Origin of the sequence: Streptomyces sp. NPDC000348 (genome assembly GCF_042898795.1) — a bacterium.
Lineage (GTDB): Bacteria > Actinomycetota > Actinomycetes > Streptomycetales > Streptomycetaceae > Streptomyces.
Window position 1 is genome coordinate 368068 of the sequence record NZ_JBIAZD010000005.1, and the last position, 14840, is coordinate 382907.

Sequence of the window (14840 nt, forward strand, 5' to 3'; positions counted from 1 at the left end):
CCTCTCCTGAGGTCAGGGATGTCGGAGGTCAAGAAGTGGGCGGTGAGCGGCTGTCACGCGTGCGCGACCGGACGCCGATCGGATACGAAGAACACATGGCGGTCCTCGTCGCGCTCGGCGCGTTCCTGATGACGCTGGCCGGCGGCTGGTCGGCGCACCGCGTGACCGACCGCCGCCACCTGGTGCTGGGCCTGGCCGGCGGGCTGATGCTCGGCGTCGTCGGCCTCGAGCTCCTCCCGGAGTCCCTGGAGGCGGCCGGCACCGAGGTGTACGGCGTCCCCGCGGCCCTGCTGCTCTTCGTCGCCGGTTTCCTGCTGGCCCATCTGGTGGAACGCCTGCTGGCCCACCGGCAGGCCGCGCACGGCGCCGAGGAGAGGAACGGCCGCACGCCCGAGGTGGGCCTCACGGCCGCCGCCGCGATGGTCGGCCACAGCGCCATGGACGGCGTGGCGATCGGCGCGGCCTTCCAGGTCGGCGGCGGCATGGGCGCCGCCGTCGCGGTGGCCGTGATCGCCCACGACTTCGCGGACGGCTTCAACACGTACACGCTCACGCGCGTCTACGGCAACGCCCGCCGCCGCGCGCTGACGATGCTGCTCGCGGACGCGGCGGCACCGGTCGCCGGCGCCGCGTCGACGCTGTTCTTCACGATCCCGGAACCGCTGCTCGGCGGCTACCTCGGCCTGTTCGGCGGGGCCCTGCTCTACCTCGCGGCGGCCGAGATCCTGCCGGAGGCCCACCACGAGCACCCGGCCCGCTCCACCCTGCTGTGCACGATCGCGGGCGCGCTGTTCATCTGGCTGGTGGTGGGCGCCGCGCACTGAGCACGACCCGGCCCGGCTCACAGTTTGCCGCCCCGCCCGCCGTCACGCCGCGGCGGTGCGATGAGCGTCGAGAGGTACGGCAGCGGCGCACCGTCCAGCTCGGCGGCGGGCCGGACCGACTCCTCCGGCAGCCCGAGCGCCGACCCCCACACCGCGTCGCCGATCCGCCCGGCCTCCCGCAGCGCCTCGGCGACCTCACCGGCCTGCCGCCCGAACTTGTACGCGACGACGGTCCCGGGCCCGGCCAGGGCGTCCTTGAGCACGGCGGCCCCCGCGGTCACCGGAACCAGCGTGAGCGGCTCGGTCCCCTCGGTCAGCACGGCCCCGGAACGCGCCGCGAGCTCCTGCATGGCGGTGATCCCCGGAACGGTCTCGACGACGGTGTCCGGCACCAGCCGCGCGACGGTGTGGGCGAGGTACGTGAACGTCGAGTACACATTGGGGTCCCCGATGGTCGCGAAGGCGACGGACCCGTGCTCCCGCAGCAGCCCGGCGACCCGCTCACCGGCGGCGTCCCAGGCCGCCTCGCGCCGCGCCCGGTCGGTCCGCTCGTTCAGCGCGAACACCACCCGGACGACCTTCCCCGCGGGCGCGTAGTGCAGCACGGTCGCCTCGGCGCGCCCCCGCTCACCGCTGTCCATCACCGGTACGACGACGACGTCCGCGGCCCGCAGGGCGTTGACCCCCTTGACGGTCACCAGCTCCGGGTCCCCGGGACCGACCCCCACCCCGATCAGCCTGCTGCTCATGACGTCCGGCACCTCTCCACGAACCGACGGGCGACACCGGGCTCGGACGCCCAGTGCGTGTGCAGATAGCTCGCGTGCACACCGCGCTGTACAAATCCCTCGACGCGCCGCTCGGGCGCCCGCATCCCCCAGGCGGGTCCGTCCCCGGCCCCCGGCTCGACCACGGTCCGGTGGAACTCGTGTCCCCGCATCCGCGTACCGGCGCCGGCCAGCGCACTGTCGCTCACGGCCACCGCGTCCCGGTAGCCGAGGGTCAGCCGCTCCGACATCCGCGCGGAGGCGTCCAGCACCCCGCACATGGGCAGCCCGTCCAGCTCCCGGCACAGATACAGCAGCCCGGCGCACTCGGCCGCGACGGGAGCCCCACCGAGGGCGAGTCCGGCGACGGCCTTGCGCAACGACTCGTTGGCGGACAGCTCGGAGGCGTACACCTCGGGAAAGCCCCCGCCGATGACCAACCCGGAAGTTCCTTCGGGCAGTTCCTCGTCCCGCAGGGGATCGAAGGTGACGACCTCGGCCCCGGCGGCGGTCAGCAACTCGGCGTGCTCGGCATAGGAGAACGTGAACGCAGCCCCACCAGCAACAGCCACAACCAGCCCGTCCGGCGCTTGAGGACGAGGCCCGCAGGGCCGATGGGGGTCTGGGGGCGCAGCCCCCGGGGACGATGGGGGTCCCCCCGCTCGAGCGGAGCCGGGAGTGGGGGAGGGAAGGGGCGGCGGGGGCGAGGAAACCAAGGCCTCACCCGCGTCCCAAGCCGCACCGGTCAACGCCCCCGCACTCCGCGCGAGCGCGACCAACGCCGACAGATCACACCCGGAGGCCACCTGCGCGGCCATCGCCGAAACAGCCTCGACAGCCACAGAGCCCCGCTCGGCGACGGGCACCAACCCCAGATGCCGAGACGGCGTCTCCACCTGAGCGGCCCGCCGCAGGACACCGAGCACCGGCACCCCGACGGAGTCCAACGCCTCCCGCAACAAGCCCTCGTGCCGGTCCGAGGCGACCTTGTTCAGGATCACCCCCCCGATCCGCACCTCCGGATCCCAGCTCACGAACCCGTGCACCAGCGCCGCCACCGACCGCGACTGCGACGACGCGTCCACGACGAGCACGACCGGCGCCCGCAGCAACTTCGCCACCTGCGCGGTGGACGCCAGCTCGCCCTCACCGGCGGCCCCGTCGTACAGCCCCATGACACCCTCGACGACGGCGACGTCACACCCCCGCGCCCCGTGCGCGAACAGCGGAGCCACCAGCTCCGGCCCACACAGGTACGCGTCGAGGTTCCGCCCCACCCGCCCGGTGGCGAGCGAGTGGTACCCGGGATCGATGTAGTCGGGCCCCACCTTGTGCCCGGACACGGCGAACCCCCGCGCGGACAGCGCGGCCATCAACCCCGTGGCGACGGTGGTCTTGCCGCTGCCCGACGAGGGCGCGGCGATCACCAGCCGGGGAACGGAGCTCACCACTCGATGCCCCTCTGCCCCTTCTGCCCGGCATCCATGGGGTGCTTCACCTTGGACATGTCGGTCACGAGGTCGGCCGCCCCGACCAGCTCCTCCGGCGCGTTCCGCCCCGTGATCACCACATGCTGCGTCCCCGGCCGCTCCCGCAGCACGGACACCACCTCATCGGTGTCGACCCACCCCCAGTGCATCGGGTAGGCGAACTCGTCGAGCACGTACAGCCGGTACGTCTCGGCGGCGAGATCCCGCTTGACCTGCTCCCAGCCCTCCCGGGCCTTCTCCTCGTTGCTGACGTTGTCCCCCCGCAGGTCGCGCTGCACCCACGACCAGCCCTCGCCCATCTTGTGCCAGTCCACGGTGCCGCCCTCACCGGAGGCACCGAGCACCCGCAGCGCGTTCTCCTCGCCGACCTTCCACTTCGCCGACTTGACGAACTGGAACACCCCGATCGGCCACCCCTGGTTCCAGGCCCGCAGGGCGAGCCCGAACGCGGCGGTCGACTTCCCCTTCCCGATGCCCGTGTGCACGACGACCAGCGGCCGGTTGCGCCGCTGCCGCGTCGTCAGGCCGTCATCGGGTACGACACTCGGCTGCCCCTTCGGCATTACGCGGCCCTCCTCGAAGTCCCCTGCACATCCCTGACCAGCCCGGCGATCGAGTCGGCCCGCAGCTCGTCCAGCGTCACGGCACCGCCGCCCAGCTCACCGGCCAACCGCCCGGCGAGCCCCAGCCGCACCGGCCCCGACTCGCAGTCCACGACCACCGACGCGACCCCCTCGGCCGCGAACAGCCGCGCCGCGCGCGAGGCCAGCGCGACCGGCTCCGGACCACCGGTCGCCCGTCCGTCCGTCACCACGACGACCAGCGGCCGCCGCGAGGGATCCCGCAGCCGCTCCACCCGCAGCACGTCGTGCGCCTTGAGCAGTCCCGCCGCCAGCGGGGTCCGCCCACCGGTCGGCAGCGACTCCAGCCGGGCCGCGGCGGCGTCCACCGACGAGGTCGGCGGCAGGGCGACGTCGGCCGCCGCCCCCCGGAAGGTCACCAGCCCCACCTTGTCCCGCCGCTGGTAGGCGTCGAGCAGCAGCGACACCACGGCACCCTTCACGGCACTCATCCGCTGCCGCGCCGCCATGGACCCGGAGGCGTCCACGACGAACAGCACGAGGTTCGACTCACGCCCCTCGCGCGTGGCCTGCCGCAGATCGTCCCGGCGCACCACCAGCCCCGGCCCGGACCGGCCCCGCGCCCGCTGGTGCGGGGCCGCCGCCCGGACGGTGGCGGCCAGGTGCAGCTTGGTCAGCGCACCCCGGGGCCGTCGCGCCCCCGTCGTCCGCCCGTGCTCGGTCCGCGCCCGCGACCGCCGCCCGGCGGCACCCTCGCCGATGCCGGGGACGCTCAGCACCTTGGTGCGGAAGGGCTCGGCGGCACCCACGGGGGACCGCTCGCCGGAGCCGGCCCCGGCGGGCTGCGCCGGACCGGACTCCTCGGCCCCGTCCGGCGCCCCCGCCGCACCGCCGTCCCCCGGACCCTCCGGGCCTTCCGCGGGCGGCTGCCCGCCGCCCCCGCCGGGTCCGTCGGGCCCGTCCGGGTCGGTGTCGGGGTCGTCGTCGCCCCCGAACTCCTCCAGCGTCTCGTCGAGCCTGTCCTCGTCCAGACCGGGCGCGTCGAACGGATTCCGCCGCCGCCGGTGCGGCAACGCCAGCAGCGCCGCCTGCCGCACGTCCTCGGCCAGCACGTCCGTCCGCCCGGCCCAGGCCGCCAACGCGGTCGCCGTACGCGCCATCACGATGTCGGCGCGCATGCCGTCCACCTCGAACGCCGCACAGGTCGCCGCGATCTGCCGCAACGCCCCGTCCCCCAGCCGCACCGACGGCAGCAGCTCCCGCGCCGCCACGATCCGCGCCCGTACGGCGGCCTCCTCCCCGGCCCACCGCGCGGCGAAGGCGGCGGGATCGTCGTCGTACGCCAGCCGCCGCCGTACGACCTCCACCCGCTGGCCGGGCTCGCGCGAGGCGGCCACCTCGACGGTCAGCCCGAACCGGTCGAGGAGCTGCGGCCGCAGCTCGCCCTCCTCGGGGTTCATGGTCCCGACCAGCAGGAACCGCGCCGCGTGCCGCACGGAGACACCCTCGCGCTCGACGTACGAGGCGCCCATCGCCGCCGCGTCCAGCAGCAGGTCGACCAGGTGGTCGTGGAGGAGGTTGACCTCGTCGACGTACAGGATGCCCCGGTGGGCGTCGGCCAGCAGCCCCGGCTCGAAGGCCTTCACGCCCTCCGCCAGGGCCCGCTCGATGTCGAGCGCCCCGACCAGCCGGTCCTCGGAGGCGCCCACGGGCAGCTCGACCATCCGCGCGGGCCGCGCGGCGCCGCCCCCGCTCCCGTGCGGACCGTCCGGGCAGCCGGGGTCCGGGGCCGAGGGGTCGCAGGAGAACCGGCAGCCGGGCACCACGGCGACCTCCGGGAGCAGCGCCGAGAGCGCGCGCACCGCCGTCGACTTCGCCGTGCCCTTCTCACCGCGCACCAGCACCCCGCCGACCGCCGGGGAGACCGCGTTCAGCAGCAGCGCGAGCCGCAGGTCGTCCTGACCGACGACGGCCGTGAACGGAAAGGGGGTGGTCACTGGTCGTCGCCCTCCAGATCGCCTTCGAGTTCCAGGTAGGTGGCGCGCAGCCGCTCCAGCGTGTCCGCGTCCGGCTCGGCCCACAGCCCGCGGTCGGCGGCCTCCAGCAGCCGCTCGGTGATGCCGCGCAGCGCCCACGGGTTGGACTTCTTCATGAAGTCCCGGTTCTCCGCGTCGAAGACGTACTCCGCGCTGAGCCTCTCGTACATCCAGTCGTCCACGACCCCGGCCGTGGCGTCGTACCCGAAGAGGTAGTCCACGGTGGCCGCCATCTCGAAGGCGCCCTTGTAGCCGTGCCGCCGCATCGCCGCCATCCAGCGCGGGTTGACCACGCGGGCCCGGAAGACCCGGTGCGTCTCCTCGCCGAGCGTGCGGGTCCTCACCTGGTCCGGAGTCGCCGAATCCCCCACGTACGCCTCGGGGCTGGCCCCCGTCAGGTGCCGCACCATGGCGACCATGCCGCCGTGATATTGGAAGTAGTCGTCCGCGTCGTGGATATCGTGCTCGCGCGTGTCGACGTTCTTCGCCGCCACCGCGATCCGCCGGAACGCCGTCTCCATGTCCCCGCGCGCGGCCCGCCCGTCGAGCCCGCGCCCGTAGGCGTAACCGCCCCAGACCGCGTACACCTCGGCGAGGTCCGCGTCCGACCGCCAGTTCCGGGCGTCGATCAGCGGCAGCAGCCCCGCACCGTACGCCCCCGGCTTCGAGCCGAAGATGCGCGCCGTGGCCCGCCGCCGGTCGCCGTGCTCGGCGGTGTCCTCGTCGGCGTGGGCGCGTACGTAGTTCCGGTCGGCCGGCTCGTCCAGCTCCGCCACCGCGCGCACCGCGTCGTCGATCAGCCCCACCACGTGCGGGAACGCGTCCCGGAAGAACCCGGAGATGCGGACCGTCACGTCGATGCGCGGCCGGCCCAGCTCCTCGAGGCCGACCACCTCGAACCCGGTCACCCGCCTCGACGCGTCGTCCCACACCGGACGGCACCCGAGGAGCGCCAGGATCTCGGCGATGTCGTCGCCCTGGGTGCGCATCGCCGACGTGCCCCACACCGTCAGGCCCACGGACTTCGGATACTCGCCCGTGTCCTGCAGATACCGCTGCACCAGCGAGTCGGCGAGCGACTGCCCGACCTCCCAGCTCAGCCGTGACGGAATCGCCTTGGGGTCGACGGAGTAGAAGTTCCGTCCGGTGGGCAGCACGTTGACCAGGCCGCGGGTGGGCGAGCCCGACGGTCCCGCCGGGACGTAACCGCCGTCCAGCGCCCGCAGGACGTTCCCGATCTCGTCCGTCGTACGGGCCAGCCGGGGCACGACCTCCTCGCACGCGAACCGCACCACGGCCACCGCGTCGGGGAGTTCCGTGCCCAGCGCCTCGCGCACCAGCGCGGGGACCGCGTCGGCCGCCCAGCCGCGCTCCTCCATCCCCTCCGCGATCCGCCGGCACAGTCGCTCCAGCAGGTCGATCGCGTCGGCGCCCGTGCGCGCCGGGCCGTCCACCAGGGCCGTCAGCTCCACCGGCACCTTCACCGGCGCACCCGGCTCGGCCAGCAGTTCCTTCTCCACCAGCCCGAAGTGCGCGGCCAGCGCGGCCCGCAGCCCCGGCAGCGCGTTCGCCCGCCCGCCCCACACCTGCGAGGCGCGCAGCACCGCCAGGACGAGGTTCACGCGCGGCTCGCCGACCGGGCCGCCGCCGAGGATGTGCAGGCCGTCCCTGATCTGCACGTCCTTGATCTCGCACAGATAGCCGTCGATGTGCATGACGAACTCGTCGAAGTCGTCGTCGCCCGGCTGGTCGTCCACGTGCAGGTCGTGGTGGAGTTCCGCGGCCTTGACCAGCGTCCAGATCTGCGCGCGGACCGCCGGTGCCTTCGCCGGGTCCAGGTCGGAGACGAGCGCGTACTCGTCGAGGAGCTGTTCCAGCTTGGCCAGGTCGCCGTAGGTGTCGGCCCGTGCCATCGGCGGCACCAGGTGGTCGACCACCGTCGCGTGCCCGCGCCGCTTGGCCTGCGTCCCCTCGCCGGGGTCGTTCACGATGAACGGGTAGATCAGCGGCAGTTCGCCGAGCACCGCGTCCGGGGCGCACCCGGCGCTCAGCCCCAGCCCCTTGCCCGGCAGCCACTCCATCGTGCCGTGCTTGCCCATGTGCACGATCGCGTCGGCGCCGAAGCCCCCCTCCGATGTCGCGGCCTCCAGCCAGCGGTAGGCCGCCAGGTAGTGGTGCGACGGCGGCATGTCGGGGTCGTGGTAGATCGCGATCGGGTTCTCCCCGAAGCCGCGCGGCGGCTGGATCATCACCACGACGTTCCCGAACCGGAGCGAGGCGAGGACGATGTCCTCCCCGTCGACGTACAGCGACCCCGGGGGCTCGCCCCACGCCTGACGCATCCCGTCCCGCAGCTCGGGATCCAGCTTCTCGAACCAGGCCCGGTAGTCCGCCAGCGGCACCCGCGCGGGCGCGGCGGCCAGCTGCTCCTCGGTCAGCCACTCGACGTCGTGGCCACCGGCCTCGATGAGCCGGTGGATCAACTCGTCGCCGTTGTCGGGGTATTCGGTCAGGGAATAGCCCGCGTCCCGCAGCGCGTCCAGCACCCGCACCGCCGAGGCCGGCGTGTCGAGCCCCACCGCGTTCCCGACGCGCGAGTGCTTCGTCGGGTACGCGGTGAAGACCAGCGCGAGCTTCTTCTCGGCGTTCGGCTTGTGCCCCAGCCGGGCGTGCCGCACGGCGATCCCGGCCACCCGTGCGGCCCGCTCCGGGTCGGCGACGTACACCGGGACGTCGTCCGGGCCCTGCTCCTTGAAGGAGAACGGCACCGTGACCAGCCGGCCGTCGAACTCCGGGATGGCGACCTGCATCGCCGCGTCCATGGGGGAGAGGGCGGCGTCGGACTCCTCCCAGGCGGCGCGCGACGACGTCAGGCAGAGCCCCTGCAGCACCGGCACGTCCAGGTCGGCGAGCGCCCCGATGTCCCAGGCCTCCTCGTCACCGCCCGCCGACGCCTGCGAGGCGTGCGTGCCGCCGGCCGCGAGCACGGTGGCGACCAGGGCGTCGGCCCCGGCCAGCAGCTCGTACAGCCCCGGGTCGGCGCCGCGCAGCGAACCGCAGTAGACGGGCAGGGCGTTGGCGCCCCGCGCCTCGATCGCGTCGCACAGCGTGTCCACGAAGGCGGTGTTGCCGCTCAGTTCGTGCGCCCGGTAGAAGAGCACGCCGACCGTCGGGCGGCCCTGGTCCACGGCACGTCCGCCGTGGACGCCGTACTCCGGCATCCTCCGCGGCTCCTCGAACCCCTCGCCGGTCAGCAGCACGGTGTCCGACAGGAACCGGGCCAGCTCGGTGAGGTTGTCCGGGCCGCCCTCGACGAGGTACCGCAGCGCCTCGGCCACCACACCGGCCGGCACCGTCGACTCGGCCATCAGCTCGGCGTCGGGCACGGTCTCCCCGCCGAGCAGCACCGCCGGGATCCCGGACGCCTTCAGCGCCGCGAGCCCGTCCTCCCAGGCGCGCTTGCCGCCCAGCAGCCGTACGACGGCGAGGTCCGCCCCGTCCAGCAGCGCGGGCAGTTCGTCCGTGACGTCGACGCGGGTCGGGTTGCCGATCCGGTAGGAGGCGCCGGAGGCACGGGCCGCCAGCAGGTCCGTGTCGGCGGTCGACAACAACAACACAGTGCTCATGCGGGCGCTCCCGGTGGAATGAAAGGCAGTCCTTGCGGCGCGCCGGACTCGATGAGCCGCCACAGCGCGTCCGTGTCCGCGTGCTGTTCGATCAGGTCGCCGAGCCGGTCGAGCTGCTCCTCGCGCAGCGCGGCGAACGAGGTGCCGGGGGCCGGCACGAAGCGGCGGCCCGAGGCCCGCGCCACCTCGCGCAGGAAGGCCCGGCGGAAACCGTCCGACTCCAGCGAGCCGTGCCAGTGCGTGCCCCAGGTCTGCCCGACCCGGCAGCCGTCCAGGCTGTGTCCTCGGCCGTCGGAGATGAACGTCTCCCCGCCGGTGACGTCGGCGACCCCGTGATGGATCTCGTACCCCTCGACGGGCTCCCCGAGGGCTTCGCCCGAGGGACGCGTGAGGGTCTTCTCCCGCGCGAACCGCACCCGCACGGGCAGTACCCCGAGGCCGTCCACATGGCCCCGGCGGCTCTCCACGTCGTCCTCGATGTGCTCGCCGAGGATCTGGAAGCCCCCGCAGATCCCGAGCACGGGCCGCCCCTCGGCCGCCCGCCGCTCCAGCGCGTCCGCGAGCCCGCGCTCCCGCAGCCACTCCAGTGCCCGCACGGTCCCGCGGGTGCCCGGTACGACCACCAGGTCGGCGTCGGCGAGCTCCTCGGGCCGGTCCACGAACCGCACCACGACACCCGGCTCGGCGGCGAGCGCGTCCACGTCCGTGAAGTTGGACATCAGCGGCACCGCGCACACGGCGACCCGCAGCACGTCCTCGCCGACCGGCGCGGCGACCACGGACTCCCGCACGGCGCCGCGCAGCGACACCCTGAGTCCGTCCTCCTCGTCGATGCCGAGCCCGTGCCGGAAGGGCAGCACGCCGTACGTCCGCCGCCCGGTCAGGCCGTGCAGCATGTCAAGGCCCGGTTCCAGCAGCGACACGTCGCCCCGGAACTTGTTCACCAGGAACCCGGCGACCAGCCCCTGGTCCTCGGGGGAGAGCAGCGCGACGGTGCCGAAGAAGGACGCGAAGACGCCGCCCCGGTCGATGTCGCCGACCACCAGGACCGGCAGTCCGGCGCCCCGGGCGATGCCCATGTTCACGATGTCCGTGCGCCGCAGGTTGATCTCGGCCGGGCTGCCGGCCCCCTCACAGATCACCGCGTCATACGTGCCCCGCAACCGCTCCAGACAGTCCAGCACCGTGCCGAGCAGCCGCTGCTGCCGCCCGCCGTGGTACCCGCGCGCGCTCAGCTCGCCGACCGGCTTGCCCAGCAGCACCACCTGGCTGGACTGCTCGCCGCCCGGCTTGAGCAGCACCGGGTTCATCAGCGCGGTCGGCTCGATCCGGCAGGCCTGGGCCTGCATGGCCTGCGCCCGCCCGATCTCCGCGCCCTCCCGCGTCACGAACGAGTTCAGCGACATGTTCTGCGCCTTGAACGGCGCGACCTTGACACCCTGCCGCACCAGCCACCGGCAGATCCCGGCGGTCACCACGCTCTTGCCGGCGTCCGAGGTGGTCCCGGCGACCAGCAGCCCCCCACCGTTCACGATGCACGCCCCTTCCTCAGGCTCCGCGCGGCGGCTCCGGCCCCGAGCGCGAGCCAGCCGACCCGCCGCGAGAGCCGTACCGCCCGGTCGATGTCGGACACGGCGACGGCACGCCCGCCGCCGTTGAGGACGGGCCGGTGCTCGACCCGCCCGCCGTAGGAGAGGGTCCCGCCGAGCCGTACGCCGAGCGCGCCCGCGAAGGACGCCTCGACGGGCCCAGCGTTGGGGCTCGGATGCTTCGCCGCGTCCGCGCGCCACGCCCGCACGGCCCCGCGCGGGTCCGGTCCCGCGAGCGCGGCGAGTACGGCGGTCAGCCGCGCCCCGGGCCACCCGGCGACGTCGTCGAGGCGGGCGGAGGCCCAGCCGTAGCGGCGGTAACGCGGGGACTTGTGGCCGACCATCGCGTCCAGCGTGTTGACGGCCCGGAACCCGAGGAGGCCCGGCACCCCGGCGACGGCACCCCACACCAGCGCGCCCACCACGGCGTCGGAGGTGTTCTCGGCGACGGACTCGACCACCGCGCGGGCGATCCCGTCGGCGTCCAGCGCCTGCGGGTCCCGGCCGCACAGGTGCGGCAGCCGCGCCCGCGCCGCCTCGACGTCCCCGGCCTCCAGCGCCCGCCCGATGGCGCGGGCCTCACGGGCCAGCGAGGTGCCGCCCACGACGGCCCAGGTGGCGACGCCGGTCAGGGCGGCGGAGGCGGCGGGGGAGGAGCGCACGAGGCGTGCGGCCAGGCCTCCCAGCGCGACGGTCCCGCCGACGCAGACGGCGGTGTGCACCGCGCCCCGGCCCCGGTCGTCCCGCCACAGCACCCGTTCCACGCCGGCCGCGGCCCGCCCGAAAGCGGCGACCGGATGTCCCCGGCGGGGGTCGCCGAGCAGCAGGTCGCCCAGGAGGCCGGCGGCGGCGCCGTACGCGAACACGCGATCGGCACCCATGGCTCAGCCGGCCGAGGATCCGGAGAGGAGGGCCCCGTGGTGGGGCGGAGCGTCGCTGATCGACCTCGGCAGGCAGCCGCGCATGGCGTTATGTCCTCACTCAGGGTGTCCACGCCCTGGTTCGACGAGACCGGCGGTGAGAGTTCCTGGCTCCCGGGGTGTTCACCCCGGTGACAGTGGCGGGACCGCGCCGGAATCGCACCGGCTTCCTCTCCTGCCGCCGTAGTGGCTGAGGCAGTCCACCACGGCCCCGGAAGGGCCGTCAACCTGCCGTTGACCTGCGAGGCTGAAGTGTGCTGAGGCCCACAGCGGGGCTCCGGTGGGTGAACCGCGGGCGGGGGTGCCGCACACGCGGGCGGGCGGTGCGGGAGCCGGGGCTCCCGCACCGCCCGCCGGACGGAGACGTTCTGCGATCAGGCCATGATCAGGTAGATCCCGTACCCCACCGCCGCCGCGCACGCCGCGAAGCAGGCGTAGGCGGCGGCGACCGCCAGGGCCGCGGACCCGCCCTGCGCGGCGGCCCGCTCCTGGCGGGACAGGCCGTTGATGCCGAGGGTGAACAGGCCCACCAGGGCCACGGTGACTACGAGGCTGACGCCGAAGACGGAACCGAGGGCCGCCCAGTCGATCTTCATGGTGCTCTTCTTCCTTCGTGCCGGGTCGGCGCGGTCAGACGGTGGTCTTCGCCGGCGGTGCCGGGTCGGCGGTGGCCGTGATCGTGGCCGTGAGTTCCTCGCTCACGGTGCCCGCCGGGGGCGGGGTCACCGCGGCCATCGCCTGCGTCACCACGCCGGACGGCTCCTCGTCCGGACCCCCGTGGTCGTTGACGTTGGTGTGGTCGACGACCTCGCGCCGGGAGATCTTCCAGATCGCGGCGCTGGAGGCGACCAGGAAGACGGCCACGATGGCGGTGCCCCAGTCGCCGAAGCCGCAGACCCACTCGGCGAGCGCCGCGACCAGGGCCGCCGCCGGCAGCGTCAGACCCCAGGCGACGAACATCCGGGTGGCGGTCGACCAGCGGACGACACCGCCCTTGCGGCCCAGGCCCGCGCCCATCACGGAACCGGAAACGGAATGCGTGGTGGAGAGGGAGAAGCCGAGGTGCGAGGAGGCCAGGATGACCGTCGCGGCGCTGGTCTGGGCGGCGAAGCCCTGCTGCGGCTGGAGGTCGGTCAGGCCCTTGCCCATGGTGCGGATGATGCGCCAGCCGCCGAGGTAGGTGCCGAGCGCGATGGCGACGCCCGCCGAGAGGATGACCCACAGGGGCGGGTCCGAGTCGGGGGCGAGGGTGCCGCCGGCCACCAGGGCGAGGGTGATGATGCCCATCGTCTTCTGGGCGTCGTTGGTGCCGTGGGCCAGGGAGACCAGGCCGGCGGAGGCGATCTGCCCGGCGCGGTAGCCCTTGGCGGAGGCCTTGCCGTCGGCCTTCGCGCCCAGGCGGTAGGTCAGCCGGGTGGCGAACATCGCGGCGACTCCGGCCACCAGCGGGGCGGCGATCGCGGGGATCAGGACCTTGGTGACGAGGACGTCGCCGTGCACCGCGCCGAGGCCGGCGGAGGCGACGGTGGCGCCGATCAGACCGCCCATGAGGGCGTGCGAGGAGCTGGACGGCAGACCGACCAGCCAGGTCAGGAGGTTCCAGAGGATCGCACCGACCAACGCGGCGAAGATGACCTCGGGACGGATGCCGGACTCGTCGACGAGTCCTTTGGAGATCGTGTTGGCGACCTCCACCGAGAGGAAGGCGCCCACAAGGTTCAGTACGGCGGACATGGCCACCGCGACCTTGGGCTTGAGAGCACCGGTCGAAATGGTCGTTGCCATCGCGTTCGCGGTGTCGTGGAAACCGTTCGTGAAATCGAACGCGAGTGCGGTTACCACCACAATCGCGAGGATCAGCGAGAAGCTTTCCATTTACCCAGGCAATCGTTCGAGGTCATTGGCTGGTCGAACGTAGGTAACCAGGGTGAACGGAAGATGAACTGGAATGGGCATCGGAGTGACCGTAAGAGGGGGTGGGTGCTCCGCCGAACGGCGGTGCCGCCGCCGCGCCGTACGGACGGCCCACGGCGGGCGGGCCGCCTGGCAGGATCACGGCATGGCTGAGCAGCGGTGGAGCGGGCGGGAAGCGGGGGGCGCCGGGGACGGCGGCCGGGACGGGCGGGAGGCGCGGGGGAGGCGCGTGCGCGAGGAGGAGGCGCACGCCTGGACGGAGCTCGTCCAGGCCGCGCGCCGGACCGTCTCCGACGGACTCGTCGTCGGCACCTCGGGCAACGTCTCGGTGCGGGTCGGCGGGACCGTCCTGGTCACGCCGTCGGGGGTGCCGTACGACCGGCTGACGCCGGACGACGTGACGGGCGTCGACCTCACCGGCCGGCAGGTCCTCGGCTCCCTCGTCCCCACCAGCGAGCTGCCCATGCACCTCGCGGTCTACCGCACGACCGGCGCGCACGCCGTCGTGCACACGCACGCCGTGCACGCGACGGCCGTCTCCACGCTCGTCGACGAGCTGCCGCCGATCCACTACATGGCGGCGGCGCTCGGCGGACCCGTCCGGGTCGCCCGCTACGCGACGTACGGCACGGACGAACTGGCCGGGAACATGCTCCGCGCCCTCGACGGCCGCACCGGCTGCCTCCTGCAGAACCACGGCACCGTCACCCACGGCACCACCCTCGCCCAGGCCTACGACCGCACGGCCCAGCTGGAATGGATGTGCCGCCTCTGGCTGACCGCGTCGTCCGTCCCGGGCCTGTCCCCGCACCTGCTGACCCCGGGGCAACTGGCGGAGGCGGGGGAACGCATGCGGGGGTACGGGCAGCGGGGCTGACCCGGCGGGGCCGGAGGGGGGCCGGGGCGCGGCCACCGGGGACGATGGGGGTCCCCCCGCTCGAGCGAAGTCGAGAGTGGGGGAGGGAAGGGGCGGCGGGGGCGAGGACCCCGCCCCGGGACCCCACGCCCGCGTGACGCCCTCCCGCGGACAGGAAACGCGCGGGCGCCGCCCGACCCCGCCGTGCCCACTCCCACTGGCCGGGTACACGTTCCG

11 protein-coding genes and 1 riboswitch are annotated in these 14840 nt (G+C 74.1%); of the genes, 2 read left to right on the plus strand and 9 right to left on the minus strand.

All coding sequences use genetic code 11. The features are described 5' to 3' along the window. Positions 1-95 precede the first annotated feature (95 nt). Entirely contained in the window at positions 96-824 is a 729-nt protein-coding gene (locus ACFY3N_RS13485; RefSeq protein WP_390816794.1) for a ZIP family metal transporter, read from the plus strand. Between the two features lie 17 nt (positions 825-841). On the opposite strand, the gene cobI is transcribed toward ACFY3N_RS13485, so the two are convergent. From cobI to ACFY3N_RS13530, 9 genes are all read right to left on the minus strand, one after another. Continuing rightward, positions 842-1573 carry a precorrin-2 C(20)-methyltransferase gene (gene cobI / locus ACFY3N_RS13490; protein WP_390816795.1) on the minus strand — a complete coding sequence of 244 codons (732 nt, stop codon included), beginning with the start codon at positions 1571-1573 and terminating at the stop codon, positions 842-844. Further along, positions 1570-3042: a cobyrinate a,c-diamide synthase gene (locus ACFY3N_RS13495; protein WP_390816796.1), complete on the minus strand. Its 1473-nt coding sequence runs from the start codon at positions 3040-3042 to the stop codon at positions 1570-1572. Before ACFY3N_RS13495 ends, cobI begins: the two co-directional genes overlap by 4 nt. Beyond that, positions 3036-3644 (minus strand): cob(I)yrinic acid a,c-diamide adenosyltransferase, encoded by a 609-nt coding sequence (cobO, locus tag ACFY3N_RS13500; protein WP_390816797.1) that lies wholly within the window; start codon positions 3642-3644, stop codon positions 3036-3038. Before cobO ends, ACFY3N_RS13495 begins: the two co-directional genes overlap by 7 nt. Continuing rightward, positions 3644-5659: a putative cobaltochelatase gene (locus tag ACFY3N_RS13505; RefSeq protein WP_390816798.1), complete on the minus strand. Its 2016-nt coding sequence runs from the start codon at positions 5657-5659 to the stop codon at positions 3644-3646. The genes cobO and ACFY3N_RS13505 overlap by 1 nt, the downstream gene beginning before the upstream one ends. Beyond that, the gene (gene cobN / locus ACFY3N_RS13510) at positions 5656-9324 is read right to left on the minus strand and encodes a cobaltochelatase subunit CobN (RefSeq protein ID WP_390816799.1); all 3669 of its coding nucleotides are present in this window, start codon (positions 9322-9324) and stop codon (positions 5656-5658) included. The genes ACFY3N_RS13505 and cobN overlap by 4 nt, the downstream gene beginning before the upstream one ends. Continuing rightward, positions 9321-10856 (minus strand): cobyric acid synthase, encoded by a 1536-nt coding sequence (locus tag ACFY3N_RS13515; protein ID WP_390816800.1) that lies wholly within the window; start codon positions 10854-10856, stop codon positions 9321-9323. Before ACFY3N_RS13515 ends, cobN begins: the two co-directional genes overlap by 4 nt. Next, positions 10853-11794 (minus strand): cobalamin biosynthesis protein, encoded by a 942-nt coding sequence (locus tag ACFY3N_RS13520; protein ID WP_390816801.1) that lies wholly within the window; start codon positions 11792-11794, stop codon positions 10853-10855. The genes ACFY3N_RS13515 and ACFY3N_RS13520 overlap by 4 nt, the downstream gene beginning before the upstream one ends. A 120-nt stretch (positions 11795-11914) precedes the next feature. Next, positions 11915-12053, minus strand: a riboswitch (cobalamin riboswitch). Between the two features lie 154 nt (positions 12054-12207). Further along, positions 12208-12429, minus strand: a complete 222-nt coding sequence (locus ACFY3N_RS13525) for a hypothetical protein (protein WP_390816802.1) — start codon at positions 12427-12429, stop codon at positions 12208-12210. A 34-nt stretch (positions 12430-12463) separates the two neighbouring features. Continuing rightward, complete coding sequence (locus tag ACFY3N_RS13530; RefSeq protein WP_390816803.1) at positions 12464-13708, minus strand: anion permease; 1245 nt, start codon at positions 13706-13708, stop codon at positions 12464-12466. A 184-nt stretch (positions 13709-13892) separates the two neighbouring features. Here ACFY3N_RS13530 and ACFY3N_RS13535 point away from each other — a divergent pair, with 184 nt between their 5' ends. After that, on the plus strand, positions 13893-14624 hold the full coding sequence (locus ACFY3N_RS13535) for a class II aldolase/adducin family protein (protein WP_390816804.1): 732 nt from the start codon (positions 13893-13895) through the stop codon (positions 14622-14624). Positions 14625-14840: the final 216 nt, after the last annotated feature.

Bases quoted from the DNA above. Each gene is read 5' to 3' on its own strand.
- ACFY3N_RS13485 (WP_390816794.1), top strand. From the start codon at position 96: ATGGCGGTCCTCGTCGCGCTCGGCGCGTTCCTGATGACGCTGGCCGGC.
- cobI (WP_390816795.1), bottom strand. From the start codon at position 1,573: ATGAGCAGCAGGCTGATCGGGGTGGGGGTCGGTCCCGGGGACCCGGAG.
- cobO (WP_390816797.1), bottom strand. From the start codon at position 3,644: ATGCCGAAGGGGCAGCCGAGTGTCGTACCCGATGACGGCCTGACGACG.
- cobN (WP_390816799.1), bottom strand. From the start codon at position 9,324: ATGAGCACTGTGTTGTTGTTGTCGACCGCCGACACGGACCTGCTGGCG.
- ACFY3N_RS13520 (WP_390816801.1), bottom strand. From the start codon at position 11,794: ATGGGTGCCGATCGCGTGTTCGCGTACGGCGCCGCCGCCGGCCTCCTG.
- ACFY3N_RS13525 (WP_390816802.1), bottom strand. From the start codon at position 12,429: ATGAAGATCGACTGGGCGGCCCTCGGTTCCGTCTTCGGCGTCAGCCTC.
- ACFY3N_RS13530 (WP_390816803.1), bottom strand. From the start codon at position 13,708: ATGGAAAGCTTCTCGCTGATCCTCGCGATTGTGGTGGTAACCGCACTC.
- ACFY3N_RS13535 (WP_390816804.1), top strand. From the start codon at position 13,893: ATGGCTGAGCAGCGGTGGAGCGGGCGGGAAGCGGGGGGCGCCGGGGAC.